18 protein-coding genes and 1 pseudogene are annotated in these 16,546 nt (G+C 65.8%); 4 read left to right on the forward strand and 15 right to left on the reverse strand.

The genetic code is table 11. The features are described 5' to 3' along the window. Positions 1–925, forward strand: a 925-nt coding sequence (locus V5A20_RS08570) for a histone deacetylase family protein (protein WP_332315918.1), incomplete at its 5' end; no start/stop codon positions are given. Here the strand turns inward: V5A20_RS08570 and prmC are convergent. From prmC to V5A20_RS08640, 14 genes are all read right to left on the reverse strand, one after another. Next, positions 918–1,829, reverse strand: coding sequence for a peptide chain release factor N(5)-glutamine methyltransferase (gene prmC, locus V5A20_RS08575; protein ID WP_332327118.1), 912 nt, complete (start codon positions 1,827–1,829; stop codon positions 918–920). The two genes, V5A20_RS08570 and prmC, sit on opposite strands and share 8 nt — an antisense overlap. A 40-nt stretch (positions 1,830–1,869) precedes the next feature. Further along, positions 1,870–2,157: an acylphosphatase gene (locus V5A20_RS08580; RefSeq protein ID WP_332315916.1), complete on the reverse strand. Its 288-nt coding sequence runs from the start codon at positions 2,155–2,157 to the stop codon at positions 1,870–1,872. A 162-nt stretch (positions 2,158–2,319) separates the two neighbouring features. Beyond that, the gene (locus V5A20_RS08585) at positions 2,320–3,156 is read right to left on the reverse strand and encodes a phenylalanine 4-monooxygenase (protein WP_332315915.1); all 837 of its coding nucleotides are present in this window, start codon (positions 3,154–3,156) and stop codon (positions 2,320–2,322) included. A gap of 156 nt (positions 3,157–3,312) precedes the next feature. Then, a complete protein-coding gene (locus V5A20_RS08590; RefSeq protein ID WP_332315914.1) occupies positions 3,313–3,528 on the reverse strand; it encodes an ABC transporter permease in 216 nt (71 codons plus the stop codon). 89 nt (positions 3,529–3,617) lie between these two features. Further along, on the reverse strand, positions 3,618–4,214 hold the full coding sequence (locus V5A20_RS08595) for a thioredoxin family protein (RefSeq protein ID WP_332327119.1): 597 nt from the start codon (positions 4,212–4,214) through the stop codon (positions 3,618–3,620). A gap of 127 nt (positions 4,215–4,341) precedes the next feature. Continuing rightward, positions 4,342–4,929 (reverse strand): nicotinate (nicotinamide) nucleotide adenylyltransferase, encoded by a 588-nt coding sequence (gene nadD / locus V5A20_RS08600; protein ID WP_332315912.1) that lies wholly within the window; start codon positions 4,927–4,929, stop codon positions 4,342–4,344. 29 nt (positions 4,930–4,958) lie between these two features. Then, positions 4,959–5,813, reverse strand: coding sequence for an outer membrane protein assembly factor BamD (locus V5A20_RS08605; RefSeq protein ID WP_332315911.1), 855 nt, complete (start codon positions 5,811–5,813; stop codon positions 4,959–4,961). A gap of 171 nt (positions 5,814–5,984) precedes the next feature. Next, positions 5,985–7,679, reverse strand: a complete 1,695-nt coding sequence (locus tag V5A20_RS08610) for an ABC transporter substrate-binding protein (RefSeq protein WP_332327121.1) — start codon at positions 7,677–7,679, stop codon at positions 5,985–5,987. 76 nt (positions 7,680–7,755) lie between these two features. Continuing rightward, a complete protein-coding gene (gene guaA / locus V5A20_RS08615) occupies positions 7,756–9,336 on the reverse strand; it encodes a glutamine-hydrolyzing GMP synthase (RefSeq protein ID WP_332315909.1) in 1,581 nt (526 codons plus the stop codon). A gap of 116 nt (positions 9,337–9,452) precedes the next feature. Further along, positions 9,453–9,827: a glycine cleavage system protein GcvH gene (gcvH, locus tag V5A20_RS08620; RefSeq protein ID WP_332315908.1), complete on the reverse strand. Its 375-nt coding sequence runs from the start codon at positions 9,825–9,827 to the stop codon at positions 9,453–9,455. A gap of 149 nt (positions 9,828–9,976) precedes the next feature. Beyond that, positions 9,977–10,468, reverse strand: a complete 492-nt coding sequence (gene coaD, locus V5A20_RS08625; protein ID WP_332315907.1) for a pantetheine-phosphate adenylyltransferase — start codon at positions 10,466–10,468, stop codon at positions 9,977–9,979. A gap of 34 nt (positions 10,469–10,502) precedes the next feature. Then, positions 10,503–11,105 (reverse strand): RsmD family RNA methyltransferase, encoded by a 603-nt coding sequence (locus V5A20_RS08630; protein ID WP_332315906.1) that lies wholly within the window; start codon positions 11,103–11,105, stop codon positions 10,503–10,505. Between the two features lie 137 nt (positions 11,106–11,242). Continuing rightward, the gene (locus tag V5A20_RS08635) at positions 11,243–12,199 is read right to left on the reverse strand and encodes a hypothetical protein (RefSeq protein ID WP_332327122.1); all 957 of its coding nucleotides are present in this window, start codon (positions 12,197–12,199) and stop codon (positions 11,243–11,245) included. A 51-nt stretch (positions 12,200–12,250) separates the two neighbouring features. Continuing rightward, positions 12,251–12,712 (reverse strand): hypothetical protein, encoded by a 462-nt coding sequence (locus V5A20_RS08640; RefSeq protein WP_332315904.1) that lies wholly within the window; start codon positions 12,710–12,712, stop codon positions 12,251–12,253. A 236-nt stretch (positions 12,713–12,948) separates the two neighbouring features. Here V5A20_RS08640 and V5A20_RS08645 point away from each other — a divergent pair, with 236 nt between their 5' ends. Together V5A20_RS08645 and era are read left to right on the forward strand one after the other, a co-directional pair. Next, positions 12,949–13,680 carry a pyridoxine 5'-phosphate synthase gene (locus V5A20_RS08645; protein ID WP_332315903.1) on the forward strand — a complete coding sequence of 244 codons (732 nt, stop codon included), beginning with the start codon at positions 12,949–12,951 and terminating at the stop codon, positions 13,678–13,680. A 43-nt stretch (positions 13,681–13,723) separates the two neighbouring features. Next, entirely contained in the window at positions 13,724–14,653 is a 930-nt protein-coding gene (era, locus tag V5A20_RS08650; RefSeq protein WP_332315902.1) for a GTPase Era, read from the forward strand. Positions 14,654–14,665: 12 nt separating this feature from the next. Here the strand turns inward: era and V5A20_RS08655 are convergent, their stop codons facing one another. Next, a complete protein-coding gene (locus V5A20_RS08655) occupies positions 14,666–15,844 on the reverse strand; it encodes a 4-phosphoerythronate dehydrogenase (protein ID WP_332327124.1) in 1,179 nt (392 codons plus the stop codon). A 347-nt stretch (positions 15,845–16,191) separates the two neighbouring features. On the opposite strand from V5A20_RS08655, the pseudogene V5A20_RS08660 reads away from it, so the two are divergent. Next, positions 16,192–16,546 (forward strand): annotated as a pseudogene (locus tag V5A20_RS08660) (hypothetical protein); the annotation flags it as partial.

Consider the following 16,546-nt stretch of genomic DNA (forward strand, 5'->3'; position numbering starts at 1 on the left):
GATGCGCGTCAGCTATTGCGACGGCTACTACGTCCCCCTCCCCGAGGGGCATCCGTTTCCCATGGGCAAGTTCCCGGCCCTTCACCAGCGGCTTCTCGACGAGGACTTGGTTCGCCCCGCCGACGTGGTTGCTCCTCGCCAGGCCGACTGGACGGACCTGCGGCGCGTCCATACGGCCGACTACCTGACCCATCTCGCCGAGGGCAGCCTCTCCGCACACGCCGAGCGGCGCATGGGGCTGCCCTGGTCGGAGCGCCTCGTGTACCGGTCCCGAGTGGCCGTGCAGGGCACCATCAACGCGGCCCTCATGGCCCTCACGGACGGCGTCGCCGGCAACCTTGCGGGGGGCACCCACCATGCCTTTCCCGCCCACGGCGAAGGCTTCTGCGTCCTCAATGACGTGGCCGTCGCCATTCGCGTGCTGCAGGCGGCGTGCTGGGCCCAGCGCGTGCTCATCGTGGACCTGGACGTGCATCAGGGCAACGCGAACGCGGCCGTCTTCGCAGACGACGATTCCGTCTTCACCTTCTCGATGCACGGGGCCAAGAACTACCCGTTCGAAAAGCCCCCGTCCTCCCTCGACGTCCCCCTGGACGACGCGACCGGCGACCAATCGTACCTGGACACGCTGAGGTCGTACCTGCCGCAGACCCTGGACGCCACACAGCCCGACCTCGTCTTTTACCTCGGGGGCATCGACGTGGCGACGGACGACCGGTTCGGGCGGCTCTCTCTCACCCGGGCCGGCCTCCAGGCGCGCGACCGGTACGTCCTGGAGCAGATCCGCGCCCACGATCGTCCGGTGGTGCTCCTCCTCTCGGGCGGCTACGCCGACACCCCTGAGGCCACCGCGGATCTCCATGCCATCATGTACCGGGAGGCTGCCCGGGTTTTTGAAGCAGCCTCCCCCTCCACGGTCAGCTAGCCTGCGGGGTCTCGGCCCGCCCCCACACGACGCGGGGGCGTCCGCTGAGGTCCTCGTCGATGTGGATCTCGCGCGCGCTCCCCTCTCGCCGGAGCAATGCTTCCACTTCGTCGGCATACTCGGCGTGCACCTCAAAGACAAACGCCCCATCCGGCGCACACGACACGTCCACCCAGTCGATGAGGGCCCGGTAGAAGCGAAGGGGGTCCTCGCCCGCAAACAGGGCAAGGTCGGGGTCATGGTCCCGCACGACGGGCGGCAGGGACTCGGCTTCCGCGTCGGGGATGTAGGGAGGATTGGAAACCACTAGGTCCGCCCCTCGCGGCATCGCGTCCGGGGCCTCCGAACGCAGATCGCCCACAAAGAACTGCACGTCGAGGTTCAGATCCTGGGCGTTGGCCCGGGCGACCGCGAGGGCCTCCGTGCTCACGTCACAGGCGTAGACCTCGGCGTCGGGGCGCTCGTGCTTGAGGGAGAGGGCGATGCAGCCGCTTCCCGTGCCGACGTCGAGCACCCGGGGCGCCGAGACCTTCTCGATGCAGGCCCGTGCCCGGTCAACGACACCCTCGGTCTCGGGGCGCGGCACCATCACGTCGGGAGACACCTGAATCCGGAGCCCCCGAAACGAGGCGTACCCGAGGATGTGCTGCAGCGGCTCCCCCTGCACACGACGCTCCACCATCCCACGGAAGCCGTGTGCTGCCGCCGAGGGCACCGCCCGGTCCGGGTGAGCATAAAGCTGCGCCCGGTCGCAGCCCAGCACTTCCGTCAACAGCCACTCCGCCGTCCGCCGTGGGGCCGAGCGGCCCGCCGCCGCCAGGCGCTGGGCCGCGTGGTCGACCAGCCCAAGACGCGTCGGGGGCGCCCCGGCGGATTCTCCGTCCGAACCTGATGGATTCTCCATGCCACCCCTTCCTGATCGATTCGTGGCCGTGCCTGCCGTCTCACCGACGCACCTGAAAACTCGCAAACTCGTCGGCGGCGTCGGACCAGTCTACATCGACCGCCTCCACACGTGCCATTCGCGGGCCCTCGTGGACGGCCTCGACGAGATCGTCCAGTGCCTCCCGCGGCCCCTCCGCCTCCAGCCGAACCGACCCGTCGGGCTCGTTGCGCACCCAGCCGGTGAGGCCCAGCCGTCGGGCCCGTCGCTGCGTAAAATTGCGAAATCCGACGCCCTGCACACGCCCCGTAATTCGCGCGGACACCCGCTTCTGCGTCTCTGTCTCCATAAAAGCCCTGGCGAGGCTGATTCGAAGATGTGACTCGCATTTTCAACCGACGGCCGCGTAGATGTTTTCCGTAGCGCCCAGTGTACATACGGAAGCGCCCCGCCGCCGGATCACCGGCTGGACGGGGCGCCGCGCTGCCGTTCGACAAGTCCAGAACGGACGCTAGAGCAGCCCCTTCTGTGTGGTCCAATCGCGGAATCCCTCCACGAGCTGCTCGAAAGAGTCGAGGACGAAGAGCTCGTCCTGCAGGTTGTAGACCTCGTAGTCGTCCTTTTCGACAATGTGCTCGGGATCAAAGGGGTGGAGCGTCACCTCGTCGGAGAGGGCGTGCGTCACCTCCTCGTTGGACGACACGATGCCCGCCCCGAAGATCCGCTTTTCGCCCTGTTCTTGGATCAGCCCGAACTCAACCGTGAACCAGTGGAACCGCTCCAGGCGGGGACGGTCCGCGCCCTCCGCATTCTGAGCCGCCTGGCCGTAGAGCTGGTAGAAGTCGGCAAAGTCCGGCTGCGTGAGCATCGGCATGTGGCCGAAGATGTCGTGGAAGCAGTCCGGGGCGGGGGTGTAGTCGAGCTCGTCCCGCCCGCGAACGTAGTTGGTGGACGGAAACTTGCGCCGCGACAGCAGCGAGAAGAAATCTTTCTCGTGGATCAGGCCCGGCACGTTGGCCACTTGCCACCCGGTCGCATCGTTGAGGCGGCGACTCAGATCTGCCAGGTCCGGGATCCGATCCGCCCCCAGCTCCAGCACGTCCTGCCCTCGCATGTACGCCTCGCAGGCCCGGCCCGGAAGCTGCTCCATTTGGCGTTCTACGAGAATCTGCCACGTCTCGTGGTCCTCCTCCGGGTAGTCCGGATACTCGATCTCGTCCCCCATCGGGGGCGGCTCCTCCAGCTTCTGCGGGATGGTGCGCGGGTCGACGTCCTCCTGCTCCTCCTGGGCCGTTTCGAAGGCGGATCGCTCTTCGTCCGGGGTGCTCTCGACGGTGTCACTACTCATTGTATCACCTCAGATTCGGTTCGTATGTGAATGACTGTTGCGAATGCCCTCCCTGCACCTCGGAACCGCTTCCATGCCGAACGAGCTGCAAGTGGCTCTGGCGTGTTCTTGAATGCGAACCCCCCGGCGATGATTCTTCTCGACGGCCCTCGGGCATCACTGCGGGAGAACATCGTCGCGGCGAATCAGCCAGGCAACGCCGACATACCCGAGGAATGCCGCTGCGCTCATCGCGAGGCCGGCCCGCGTAACCCGAGCCCCATCGCCAATTACCTCTTCGGACAACACCATGACCCCCAGAAACAGCACAGCGATGCCGCAGGCCCCAGCGACAACGTGCGTCCAGGTCCGGAAGGCGCGTCCGCCAAACATAGCAATTGGGGACAATGCGTGGGGCTAGACGGTGCCGGGCCTCTCTTCCTCCGACGGCGCTTTCCAGATCCCGGCTCACAATCTGCCGGCTACGACGCGTGGGCCGGTTCTGCACCGGGCGTCCACTTGATGTTGCAGCCCATGGACGGGGCCTGCTCCATCGTGACCTCGCCGGTGGAGAGCAGTTCGTCGAGGGCCTGCCGGAGGTCCTCGCCGTGCGCGGCCTCGCCATCGGGGCGCGTGTCGTCGAAGCGCCCCCGGTATGCAAGCGTGCGCTCCTCATCGAAGACGTAAATGTCCGGCGTGCAGGCCGCCTTGTAGGCCGTCGCCACCTCTTGGGTCTCGTCTTGGAGGTACGGGAACGGGTAGTCCTTCTCCCGAGACCGCTCGGCCATGCTGTCAAACGAGTCGTCCGGGTAGCGCTCCGGGTCGTTCGAGCAAATGCCCACGAATTGCGCCCCCCGCTCTTGGTACTCCCGCGCAACGTCGAGGAGGGCCTCTTCGATGTGCTTCACATACGGGCAGTGGTTGCACATAAACACGACGACGAGCGCCTCGGCGTCGGTGTAGTCCGCAAGCGAGCGCCGCTCGCCCCCCCGGTCATCGACCCCAGGGTTGGCCGCAGGCAGCGAAAACTCGGGGGCCGGCTGGCCCAGCTCCATCATTGTCGATTCGGTAACCGCCATGGCATCGGAATCTCATTCGGCAGAATGCGAAACCTCCCCGGCCGCAACGTCGCTAATCGGCGGACGACGCGGTCCGGGGCAGGGCCGCCCTCGATCCAGCGACCGTGCTCCCTCTTTCCCCCGCCCGTTAGGTTGGTACGGAATAGAGGTCGTGCGTTTCAATGTAGGCGCCCACGGCCTCCGGCACAAGATACCGGATGGACCGGCCGGCCCGCCGACGGGCCCGGATCTCCGTCCCCGAAATCTCCATGACCGGGGCGGCCGCGTACCGGACGTGGTTTGCGAAGCGGGGGTCGGCCACCGACTCGATGGCCCCGGGCCGCTTGTACACAATAAGCGGCACCCGTTCGGCAATCTCGCCGGGCCGGTGCCAGTCGGCAAAGTGGTCCAGGCTGTCGCTGCCAAGGATGAGGGCGAAGTCCGTGTCGGGGTGCTGCTCCTGCAGGACGCGTAGGGTTTCGACGGTGTACGATATGCCTTCCCGATCCACCTCCACATCACACACCCGAAAGGCCGGATTGGACTCGACGGTGCATTCGGTCATCGCCAGCCGATGCTTCACGGCGACCAACTCATCGTCGGGCTTGTGGGGCGGGGTGGCGTTGGGAATCCACCACACCTCTTCGAGCCCGAACTGATCGCGGACGACCTCCGCGACAATGAGATGGGCGACGTGGGGCGGGTTGAACGATCCCCCGAAGAGACCAATGTCCATGGGCACAATGGGCCTACGAAACCCCTCCGTCAGTTAGAGCCGCGGGACGTATCCTCCTGCGCCAGCGACTGCTCGCGTTCCCGCGCCTGCACACGATCAAGCTTCTGGCGGGCCTCGCTGTACAGGTCTTCCGCCCGGCCGAGAAGATTGCTCTCGGGGAAGAGCTGTGTAAGTCGGTTGTAGTTCTCAATGGCTTTCTGGTAGCGCTCGGCCTGCTTGCTTTCCACGCTCCGGTCCGCATACCGAATGTACGTCCGGACCGCGCCGAGCAGGGCATCGTCGGCCCAGGGGGTGTCCGGGTACTGGTCGAAGGCCCGCTCGTAGACCGTCGTGGCGGCCTGCCACATGTTTCGACGTTCGTAGAGCTGCCCCGCATCGTACTTCTTGCGCGCGAGCTTGGCCCGCAGCTCGTTGATTTTCTCTTCGGCCTCCGGCACACGATCGTGGTTCGGATACCGGTCGATGAAGAGGCGAAAGAGGGAGATGGCCTGCTCCGAGTCCGACTGATCGAGCCGGTACGAGGGCGACCGGAGGTAGTACGAGTTGGCCCGTTCAAACTCGGCCCGAGGGAGAAGCTCGTCGTTGCGGTAGAGCTGCGTAAAGCGCTGGAACTCGTTCGCGGCCACGAGGTGCTTTCCCAACTCGCGCTGCGCCATGGCGAGCTTGAAGCGCGCGTCGGGGGCCCACTCGTTGCCCCGCCCGTACTCAAATACGGCCCGAAAGAACCGAATGGCCTGCTGATAGTCCCCGTCCTCCATCTCGGCAACGCCCTTCTTGTACGCCTCCTCGGGCCCGCTGTAGGTGAGTTGGGTGCCCCCCGAGCACCCGACGAGAGCCCCGAGAAGCGCAAGCAGCAACACGGGAACGAAAGCCGAAGTACGCATGGGGGAACCGCTACGATGAAGGCTGCCGATGGAGGGTCCGCCGGTGCTCTCGATGGGGTGTTGGGGACGGCGGGATAAGCGCGGAGCCGAAACGGGAGGGGGGAAGGTCTGTTCCTCTTTGGGACTTTAAGCCCGGATGGATCACGTCGCACCTGCTTGGGCCCTCGGCCCTCACCGGAGGCGCTCGATTCGCTGATCGCGATAGCGATGAATAAACAGGGCCTGGTTCCCATTCTCTCTCTGAAAGCCAATGCGCATGCCAAGGCCGTCGTACGTCGGGGCGGTCCGCAGCGCTCGCGGCGGAGGGGCCGTGCCAGACGGCGAAAGGGTGCTCAGCAGAAAGCGGGCGACGTCGTACCCCACATAGGCCAGGCGCCGACCGTCGGTCGAGAGTTCGTCCGGGGTGTTGCCCGTAAGGAGGCGGTAGCGGCGGACAAACCGCTGCACGGCCGGCCGATCGGTCTGCACGTAGAAGCCGTTCGTGTACGTGGCCGTGACCGCACTGGCCGCCTCTTTGAACGGCAGGTCGTGCCACTCGGCGTTGCCGAGCACGCGCGTTCCGGGCAGGATTTGTCGAAGGCCCGTGAGGGCCCCCTGAATCTTGCCCGCCGTCCCTCGCCCCGAGACGGGCAGGTAGAGCGCTTCCGTCTCCGCCAGCAGCGAATCGGTGGTGGCGGAGTCGCGTCGGGCGCGGAGGGAATCGGTCTCGATGAGGGTGGAGTCCTCAAGAAGAGTGGGCAGCCGCGACCAGTCCCGTGATCCCTGAAGCGGAATGCTCAGGGGCACCGTCAGGTCCTGTTGGCGGGCCCCTTCTCGGAAGCCTTCGGCCATCCGGGCACTGAGGCGGTTGCCCTGCTCGTAAATCACCCCGACGCGGTCGAGGAGGAGTCCATTCGCTGCCGTCCGCGCCATGATGCGCCCCCGATCAGGGATCGTGGGGTTGGCCTGGAACACATAGTTTTTTCCTTCGGAGACGCTCTCGTCCGTGGCCATCGGGGCCATGAGGGGCACGCGGGCCGCCTCGGCCCGCTCGCCGGCCGGCCGCGCCACGCGGCTCCGGATGGGCCCGAGGATGACGTCCACGTCGTCGAGACGGACGAGCGAGTCGACGGCCGCCCGCGCCGTCTTCGGACGGGGGCCCGTCCGGCGGAAGTGCATTTTGGCGACCCAATCTGGGCGGGCAGCCTGCTCCGCCACGATCCGCAGCGAGTCGACCCGAACCGTGTCCGTCGGCGCGGCCACGGTGGTTTCACCGTCCGCCGCGGCGAGGCTGTCCCCCGCGAGGCGGGCCGTGTCGTAGACCTCGAAGGTGTCGGCCTCGGTCCGAAGCCCCGGCGGGCGAATGTACCGCCGCCGCAGGCCGTTGTGTTCGTCGACCGCCAGGCGGACCCCATTGAACAGGGCCTGGGACAGCGACACCGCCGCGGCCTCCATGGGAAGCGTGACCCCGATGCGAAGGGTGTCCTGGGCCCGCCGCTCTTCTTGGAGGCGACGCTGAGCCCGCTCCAGGAGCGCTTCTGCCTCCTCCCGGTACGTTGTCTCCGGATACCGGCTGAGCAGGGCCTCAAGCCGGGTGCGGGCGTCCCGGTAGCGCCGCAGTTGGACCAGGGCCTTGCCGTCCATCAGCAGGGCGGCCGTTGTTTTTCGATTGAGCTCGTACTCGCTCACCAGCCGGAAGCGCTCATGCGCCGTCGCGTACTCGCCCCGCTCGAAGGCTGTGATGCCCTCTTCGAACAGCAGCTCCGCGTTTTCAACTTCGGGAATGGTCGCGGTCTCTTGGGCGTGCCCCGGCGTTGCCGAAGGGCCAGCACTCAAAAGCAGAAGGAGCCCGAGCACCCAGGCCGGTCCGGAGCGGGGAGTGACCATAGAGACGAGAGCCAATGGTGAAGAATGGACGCCAAGAAGATTGCTCCTCCTCCCTCCGCGGCCGCCCCCCGCAGCCTCATTCCCACTCGATGGTCGCGGGCGGCTTGGAGCTCACGTCGTAGACCGTCCGGTTGATGCCGGGCACCTCGTTGACGATGCGGTTGGAAACGTGCCCGAGAAAATCGTGGGGCAGGTGGGCCCAGTCGGCCGTCATGCCATCCACGCTGGTGACGGCCCGGAGGGCACACACGTTTTCGTAGGTGCGCTCGTCGCCCATGACGCCCACCGTCTGCACCGGAAGGAGCACGGCGAAGGCCTGCCACACCTCGTCGTAGAGGTCATTGGCCCGCAGCTCTTCGATGAAAATGGCGTCGGCTTCGCGGAGCAGGGCCAGGCGGTCGCGTGTGATCTGCCCCAGGATGCGGATGGAAAGCCCGGGGCCGGGGAAGGGATGCCGTCCCACGATGGGATCCGGCACGTCCAGCAGGCGCCCGATCTCGCGCACCTCGTCCTTGAACAGCTCCCGGAAGGGTTCGATAAGCTCGAAGTCGAGCTCCTCGGGCAGCCCGCCGACGTTGTGGTGGGTCTTGATGGTGGCGGAGGGCCCCTTGAACGAGACGCTTTCGATGAGGTCGGGGTAGAGCGTGCCCTGGGCCAGGAAGGTGGGCCGATGGCCCAGGTCGGCGGCAATGTCTTCGGTCTGCTCCTCGAACACCTCGATAAACGTGTTGCCCACGATATTGCGCTTCTCTTCCGGATCGGTCACCCCCTCGAGCCGCGCCAGAAAGCGATCCGTGGCGTCGGTGGTACGAAGGTCCATTTCGAAATGGCCCCGGAACGTGTCCTGCACCTGGTCCCACTCCCCCTTCCGCAGGAGGCCGTTGTTGACGAAGATGCAGTGGAGCTGATCGCCCAGGGCCCGCTGCAGAAGCGCCGCCGCGACCGACGAGTCGACCCCACCGGAGAGCCCCAGGATGACGTGGCGGTCCCCCACCCGCTCCCGGATCTCCTGGATTTGCTCGTCCACGAACGAGGCAGGGGTCCAATCGCCGGTGCATCCACAGACTTCGTACGCAAAGTTCTCCAGGACTTGGCGCCCGCAGTCCGTATGCACCACCTCCGGGTGGAACTGCACGCCGTAGTAGGGCCCCTCCGTGTCCCGCACGGCGGCCACGGGGGCATTGTCGGTGCGGGCGATCACCTCATAGCCGTCGGGGAGGGCCGTCAGGTGGTCGCTATGGCTCATCCAGACGGTGGCGCCGCTCGGCACCCCCCTAAAGAGCCGCGACGTCTCCTGCCCATCCGGCGGGACCTGCAGCTGAGCCCGCCCAAACTCGCGCCGGTCGGCCCGCTCCACCTCGCCCCCGAACTGGTGCGCCATCGCCTGCAGGCCGTAACAGATGCCGAGCACCGGCACCGGGGACCCGTCGGGCCGCGTGAGGTCGAACAGCGCGGGGTCGAGGGCCGGGCCCGCTTCGTCGTAGACCGAGCAGGGCCCCCCCGACAGAATGAGCCCGGTCGGATCCAGGGCGTCGATCTCACTCGCCTCGACGGTGCAAGGGCGAATTTCCGAGTACACGCCGGTCTCGCGCACTCGTCGCGCAATGAGTTGGGTGTACTGCGACCCGAAGTCCAGGACGATGATCTTTTCGTGCATCGACAGAGTGGCGGCGACGGAGAGAGGGAAGAGGGTGAAGTACGATCCGGCGGACCCACACGTCACGCCCCCCGAGGGGGAATCCTCTTTCGCTACGCATGGTCCCGACTGGGGGCTCACGTAACGTCTTCGTACGCGCCAGCGTCCATGAGCTCGTCCACTTCGTCGGGAGCCGTGAGCTCAATCTCGATCATCCACCCGTCCCCGTACGGGTCCTCGTTCACGACCTCCGGCGAGAGCTCCAGCTCCTCGTTGACCGCTGTGATGGTGCCACTTACGGGCATGTACAACTCCGACACCGTCTTCACGGCCTCGACGGTCCCAAAAATGTCGCCCTGCCCGAACTCGGTCCCCTCTGGCTCCAGCTCGACGAACACGATGTCGCCGAGCTCGCTCTGTGCAAAATCCGTGATGCCCACGGTGGCCGTCCCGTTTTCGACGCGCAGCCACTCGTGGTCGTCTGTGTAGTGGAGATCGTTCGGCGTGTCCATTCGTCGCGTGGGGTAAGTGAGAGGTCTGTGCAGGTGAAGATACAGGACGCGGCGGCGAATCAAAAGACCCGCGTGCCGTCCCGTCGGAGTGCGGGGAGGGCCGGGGGGACCCCGTGCCTCCTATCGCTACGCCCGCCCCACAGGGGCTATCAGTGGGCGGGAACGCCCTTCTGCTCCAGCGCCTCCACGACCGGTGGCGGCACGAACTTGGAGACATCCCCGTCCCACCGGTGGGCGTCCCGCACCATCGAAGAGCTGATGAGGGCGTATTCCTCAGAGGTCATAAAGAACACCGTCTCCAGCTCCGGGGCCAGCTTTCGGTTGGCAAACGCCATGCGAAACTCCGCGTCGAAGTCGCTGACCTGCCGGAGCCCTCGCACCAGCGCCACCGCCCCCGTCTTCCGTGCCCGATCCACAATGAGTCCCTCGTGCGCCTGCACCTCCACGCCCTCCAGGTCGTCCGTGCACCGACGCACGAGCGCCGTGCGCTCGTCGGTCGAAAACAGGGTTTCTTTTTCAAGGTTGACGCCGACCGTCACCTCCACCCGGTCGAACACCCGGAGGGCCCGTTCCAAAACGTCCCGGTGGCCGTACGTGAAGGGGTCGAACGTGCCGGGGTACAGGGCAAAATCGGGGTCCATGCAGAGACAAGAAGTCGAGGCAGGGCGCGGCTGGTTACGACGTCTCCGGGGCGGATTCGGGCGCCGGGTCCGCCTCGTCCGTCGCGTCGTCCTTGGGCGGAAGCGGGGGGCGAAAGATGCTCACGATGGTGCGCCCGTAGGACCGGCTCGTCATCAGCCGGGGGTGCTCGTCGAACCAGTCGTGCGAGCTGTGCTCGAGCGTGAAGATGCCGTCGGTGTCCAGGTGAGGCACCGCCAGGTCCGGCATCTCCTGCATGGCGTCCAGCTTGTAGGGGGGGTCCGCCATAATAAGATCAAGCGCCGGCCCTTGGTGGGACCGCAGGTACTCCACCGCATCGCCCTGGATGAAGATACATTTGTCCTCCACCCCGAGCTTTTCGGCGTTCTCGCGGGCATAGTCGAGCACGTTCCGCTTCTGCTCCACGAATGTGACGAGCGCGGCCCCCCGACTGATGGCCTCCAGCCCCAGCGCGCCGGTGCCGGCAAAGAGGTCGAGCACCTCCGCCCCCTCAATATAGATGCGGGCATCAATCAGCCCAAACAGGGCCTCGCGGGTCCGGGCTGTCGACGGGCGCGTTTCGTGGCCGGAGGGCGTCTTGAGGCTGTGGCCGCCAAACCGGCCGGCGATGAGTTTCATAGTAGAGCAGGATCAATGCGTGAGCGGATGCCGGGGCGACGCCCCACAGCCCGGACGCCCCAGAAGTGGTAAGGGGCTGTGGAGAAAGAGATCCCGGATGGCGGCGCCATCGGGACGGGAAGCCGGCCGCGTCCCAGTCACGCCCGTGTTACAGCCAGGGCCCCCCCGATGCTCGGCACGTACGCCCCCGGCCCCTCGTCATCGGGCTGCCCCCACACGCGCCGCAGTTCGCGAAACGGATCGAGAGCAGCGGGCACGCACCCGAACACCGACTCAAGGACCGCATCGGCCCCGGCGTCCGCCTCAGTGCCGTAGGTCACAAGACGATCGATCTCATCCGGCGCCACCCCAATCCGATTGAGCATGCCCACGGCGTAGTAGGCCTGGTCTTCGGCCGTTGGGGCGTGCTGGGCAGCGTGGGCGTGGTGCCAGGCACCGTCCCGCGTGAGAGCATATTCGGTGTGCCCGGCGTGCTGTCCAATGGCCAGCCGATACGCCCCTTCCTGACCTTCCGGGGACTCAGAATCCCCCTCTCCCGGCGGCCCCATCAGGTGGGCTGCCGCCTCGGAGCTGAGGATGCGCCCCGTCGTTTCTCCAGCCACCCCGTCCAGGACGGTGCTCGCGCGCGCCTCTACCTCTTGGGGCACGGCCAGAACATGGACCCACTCGATCGCCTCTCCTGTCTCTGTCTCGGTGGCCGTGCGCACCGGGCGCGACACGCTGTGAAGCGCACCGGGCGACCGCGTGTTTGTGACCAGGGCCGCCTGGTACGCCACGCGCTGGTCGTGCTCTTCCGTCGAGAGCCCGGCTGGCAGCGGCGTGAAAAAGCTGTACACGTCGAGCGGGTGCATCACCAGGCCGACCACCGATGCCTCGGAGTCATCGAAGAACCGCCCCACGGCGGCCGCAATGTCGTCAAGGGCCTCCGGGCTCTCGTCTCCCCAGAGGACCTTTGTCACATCGGCCTCGAAGGTCTCACGCCCGAGACGCAAGAGATCTACGGCCGCGTCCTCCCGCGCCACTTCGGCGTAGCGGATCGTACGGCCCTGAATGTGAACGGCGGCCGAGATCGACTGCATAAAGCTCTTGTCCATGCGTGCATGCACGCCCCGGCACGGCCAGGGCTCAACCTCGTCCCCTTCAGACTACTCCCAGCTGGCCGCGTTGGCCTGGGTGGGGTCGCCGGTCAGGGTGCCAATTTGGTCGTCGCTATCCGGATCTTCGAGCAGGTAGGTTGCCACCCGTCCGGTGTCGCTTATGGCATACTGAAACCGGTTGCCCGTCCGGGGAGAAAACAACAGGGAGTCAAGGTTGAGCGAGCGTCCAAATACACTGTCCTGTCGGGTCGAGAGAACCGAATCGCTGCGAACGTGCTGGAGCAAGAGGTTCAGCGAGTCCGGATACGATGCGCTGTCTCGCTCGTAATCGACGAGCGCCGTTCGAACATTCGTCATGCGTTGGCGGGTCTGCTCGGTCAGTCGCTGCTCCCGCTCGATGCGATCGTAGGGCTCGGTGATCGACTGGTAGAGGAAGTATGCAAGGCCGACAATGACGACCACCAGGAGGGCCTGAATGGCGGTCTGGATCGTTCCGCTGCTCGTAGCCATGAAAGCCGTTCGTTCGTATTGGCAAAAAAGGACCGCGGGAATGTCCCGCCCAACGCGAAGTCCCGCCCAGCGCAAAGTGAGGGCGCGGCAAGGCGAAGAACGGGGGGATGGATCCGAAAATAGGGGGCTCCTTCGCGAAATGCAATTCCCTGTGCGTCCTTCAAAAACAAAGCCGCCCCCCCGATGTTGGAATCAAATAGATCTTATTCCCCTGAAACACCCCGTCCGCTTCGCCGGTGATGAACCTGCTCATCAACATCGACCACGTCGCCACGCTCCGCAATGCCCGCGAGGAGACCTTTCCCGACCCCGTCCACGCCGCCGCACGCTGTGAGCAGGCCGGGGCGGACGGCGTCGTCTTTCACCTGCGCGAGGACCGTCGTCACATCACGGAGCGAGACGTGCGGCTCCTGGCCGAAACGGTGACCGGCAAGCTCGACTTCGAGCTGTCGACGAAGGAAGAAGTGGTCTCCATCTGCTGCGACGTGGCGCCGGACCTTGCCACCCTGGTCCCCGAGCAGCGCGAGGAGGTCACCACGGAGGGCGGCCTCGACGTCGCGGCGCACCGCCAGCGCCTCACAACCGTCACGGATCGCCTCTACGACGCCGGGGTGAACCAGGTGAGCTTCTTCGTAGACCCGGTCCCCGACCAGATTGAGGCCACGGCCGCGGTGGGGGCCAACTGCGTTGAGCTCCACACCGGCGACTTTGCCGAGGCCGACACTGAAGACGCCCAGCGGCACGAAGCCGAGCGCCTCGCCACAGGCGCCGAGGTGGCCCACGAAGCTGGGCTCCGCGTCCACGCCGGGCATGGCCTGGACTACCGAAATTTTCCTCTTTTTCGGACCGTTGTGCCCCACGTCGCTGAGGTCTCCATCGGCTTCGCGGTAATGGCCCGCGCCATCCTCGTGGGCATGGACCGGGCGGTTGGCGACATGCGTGCAACCGTCACTCGCTCGCAGCCGTAGGGGAAAGGCATTGTTGATGTCCATTCATGATCACCTCTCCCCCATGGAGCCTTCCGACATGGAGCCGTCCGCCCCCCTGTTCGATGACATTTCCGACGACCACACGAGCGGCTACGTCGCCATCGTCGGCAAGCCCAACGTGGGCAAGAGCACGCTGATGAACGCCCTGCTCGGCGAGAAGCTGTCAATCGTCACGAAAAAGCCCCAGACCACGCGGCACCGCGTCCTTGGGATCCACTCGGGCCCGGACCACCAGGCCATCTTTCTGGACACGCCGGGCATCATTGAGCCCCGCTACGAACTGCACGAAACCATGATGGGGCAGGTGCAGGGGGCCATCCGGGACGCGGACCTGCTGCTCTTTCTGCACGAGGCCACCCAGGACGACCCGGACACCCGAAGCCTGAAGAAAATTGGCGATACGCCAGCGTTCCTGGTCCTTACCAAGATGGACCTTCTTTCGAAGGAGGAGACCCTTCCCCTCGTGGAGTCCTACGAAGAGCTTCGGGCCTTCGACGAGGTCGTGCCCACCTCGGCCAAAGAGGGGTTCAACCTTCAGACCTTGCTCCACCTGGTCCTCGATTCGCTGCCGGAGGGCCCGCCGTTCTACCCGAAGGATCAGATTAGTGAGCACCCGGAGCGCTTCTTTGTGGCCGAGATGATCCGGGAGAAGGTATACAGGCTGTACCACCAGGAAATTCCCTACTCGGTGCAGGTCAACATCGTCGCCTATGAGGAACGCCCCGAGGGGACGAAGGACTACATCGACGCCGAGATTGTCGTCATGAAGGAATCCCACAAGGGCATCCTCATCGGGGAGGGCGGAAAGGCCCTCAAGAAAGTAGGGATGACGGCCCGCGAGGACATTGAGGCGTTTGTTGGGAGCCCCGTGTATCTAAATCTGCACGTGAAGGTGCAGAAGAACTGGCGCGACCGAGCAAACATCCTCCGCTCCTACGGCTACCGGTCGTAGAAACGCAGGGAGTTAGTCGAGCTGCATCGTCAGGCCCTCCCCGACGGCGCGGCTGTGCTCGCCGGGGACGGCCGTGCCCGGCACCGTGTGCTGCTGCATCTCGCGTCGCCGGCGGTATTGGGCCCGGAGGTGCCCGAACGCCTCTCCCCGCGCGTCCGGCCCGAGCTCGACCAGGGATCGAAGGGACGCATCATCGACCGTCGGGTCGTAGGCCTGCCGTGCGAGACGGGAGCGCCAGCCTGCAGCGGACAGTCGAGGGTCTGGGGGCCGGCACCGCAACGCATCCTTCGAGGCCGGCCGAATGGCGTCCGTCCCGTCCCACCGCGGCTCCACGTCCAGTTCGTCGCAGAGCGCCTCGTACAGCATCTCCGTCCCCCGCACCTTGCCGTCGTAGGCGTATCCCGCGATGTGGGGCGTTGCCAGGTCCGCGGCCTCAATGAGCGCCGGGGCCGGCGAGGGTTCGTCCTCCCACACGTCCAGGACCGCCGCCCCCACCGCTCCGCGCTTCCGCGCCATGAGCAGCGCCTCTCCGTCCACGACTGCCCCGCGGGAGGTGTTCAGGAGCCACGCTCCGTCGTTGAGGCGATCGAGCACCGCCTCATCTACCAGGTGACGCGTTGGGGCGGGCCCGGTCTCTTCGAGCGGCACGTGCAGCGTCACGATGTCGGCCGTGTCGAGCACGGTGTCGAGGGACACGAACGCGTGGTCTCGCCCTTCTGCCTCCGCCGCCCGAGCCCGGGGCGGGTCGTTTTTCAAGACCTCCATCCCCAGCGCCGGCAGACGGCGGGCGAGGCGGCCCCCAATGTTGCCACAGCCCACGATGCCGACCGTCCGTCCCTCCAGCGAGACGCCGCGACCACGGGCAAGCTCAAGCAGCGCCGCCACCACGTAGTCGGCAACCGAGTCCGCATTCGACCCCGGGGCGTGCGCAAACGAGATGCCCCGCGACCGCAGGTACGCCCGGTCGACGTGGTCCGTCCCGATGGTGGCTGACCCCACGAACCGAAGATCGGTGCCCTCAAGAAGTCCCGGGCCCACGGGCGTCACGCTCCGTACGAGAAGCACGTCCGCCGCCGCAACGTCCGATGTGCTCATGTCTCGGCCCGGCCGTCGGCGCACCGTCCCGAACCGGCCAAACGCCTGCTCCACACAGGGAATATTGGCATCCGCAAGGATTTTCAACGCGTTCACAGGGGTGAGAATAGAGGATATTCACGGAAACATTGTGGGGGACCCGCCCGGACAAAGCGCTTTTGTTAAGACCGTGACGAGGGAGGATCAAGCGAAGAAAAACGCACCGTCAACGGAAAGACAACCCGGCGTGAAGAACGGAATTACCCCGACAAGTACCTGCTTTTTCAGAGGGTTACGGAAATCATGGGTCGGAAACCTAGGTTGGCCATCCATAGTTTTTTGGTGTGCATCGAAGAAATGATTGCGAAAAGACATCTTTTGATCACACATGTCTTCCAGGGACATCACGTTTCGTTGTGTCCTGGATGCCGTTTCGATGGCCTTTGAATAGTATCCCCTGGTATATGAGCAAACGGACGGTTCTTCTCTGCGCATCCGTAGGGACTCTCGTGTTTACGGCAGGCTCGCTGTCTCCGGATCCTACCTCCGGTCCGACCGCGAACTCTCCCCTTCACACGACGGCCTCCGAGGCGAGGCGCGCCGAAGCGGGTGGGGACAAGGCCGCATCACTCCAGAAGCTTTCCGCCGCCTACGCCCCCTCTACTCCACATGCCTCGAAGCAGGATCCGGCCTCTGGGTCCGCGTCCGCTTCTCCCCGAAAAGAGTCGTCCAAGCTGCTCCCGCCCCCGGCCGATCTGGAAGCGCCGACCCTGTGGCTGGCCCGGGCCATCTACTCCGAGACGAAGCTGCCCCACGAGC

It is taken from the genome of Salinibacter sp. (assembly GCF_036626415.1).
Classification (GTDB): domain Bacteria; phylum Bacteroidota; class Rhodothermia; order Rhodothermales; family Salinibacteraceae; genus Salinibacter.

What these genes read in the sequence shown, in the direction of transcription:
- era (WP_332315902.1), top strand. Translation starts at nt 13,724, where the DNA reads ATGGAGCCTTCCGACATGGAGCCGTCCGCCCCCCTGTTCGATGACATT.
- V5A20_RS08585 (WP_332315915.1), bottom strand. Translation starts at nt 3,156, where the DNA reads ATGAGTAGTGACACCGTCGAGAGCACCCCGGACGAAGAGCGATCCGCC.
- V5A20_RS08630 (WP_332315906.1), bottom strand. Translation starts at nt 11,105, where the DNA reads ATGAAACTCATCGCCGGCCGGTTTGGCGGCCACAGCCTCAAGACGCCC.
- prmC (WP_332327118.1), bottom strand. Translation starts at nt 1,829, where the DNA reads ATGGAGAATCCATCAGGTTCGGACGGAGAATCCGCCGGGGCGCCCCCG.
- V5A20_RS08590 (WP_332315914.1), bottom strand. Translation starts at nt 3,528, where the DNA reads ATGTTTGGCGGACGCGCCTTCCGGACCTGGACGCACGTTGTCGCTGGG.
- nadD (WP_332315912.1), bottom strand. Translation starts at nt 4,929, where the DNA reads ATGGACATTGGTCTCTTCGGGGGATCGTTCAACCCGCCCCACGTCGCC.
- V5A20_RS08605 (WP_332315911.1), bottom strand. Translation starts at nt 5,813, where the DNA reads ATGCGTACTTCGGCTTTCGTTCCCGTGTTGCTGCTTGCGCTTCTCGGG.
- coaD (WP_332315907.1), bottom strand. Translation starts at nt 10,468, where the DNA reads ATGGACCCCGATTTTGCCCTGTACCCCGGCACGTTCGACCCCTTCACG.
- V5A20_RS08640 (WP_332315904.1), bottom strand. Translation starts at nt 12,712, where the DNA reads ATGGCTACGAGCAGCGGAACGATCCAGACCGCCATTCAGGCCCTCCTG.
- V5A20_RS08580 (WP_332315916.1), bottom strand. Translation starts at nt 2,157, where the DNA reads ATGGAGACAGAGACGCAGAAGCGGGTGTCCGCGCGAATTACGGGGCGT.
- gcvH (WP_332315908.1), bottom strand. Translation starts at nt 9,827, where the DNA reads ATGGACACGCCGAACGATCTCCACTACACAGACGACCACGAGTGGCTG.
- V5A20_RS08610 (WP_332327121.1), bottom strand. Translation starts at nt 7,679, where the DNA reads ATGGTCACTCCCCGCTCCGGACCGGCCTGGGTGCTCGGGCTCCTTCTG.
- V5A20_RS08635 (WP_332327122.1), bottom strand. Translation starts at nt 12,199, where the DNA reads ATGGACAAGAGCTTTATGCAGTCGATCTCGGCCGCCGTTCACATTCAG.
- guaA (WP_332315909.1), bottom strand. Translation starts at nt 9,336, where the DNA reads ATGCACGAAAAGATCATCGTCCTGGACTTCGGGTCGCAGTACACCCAA.
- V5A20_RS08595 (WP_332327119.1), bottom strand. Translation starts at nt 4,214, where the DNA reads ATGGCGGTTACCGAATCGACAATGATGGAGCTGGGCCAGCCGGCCCCC.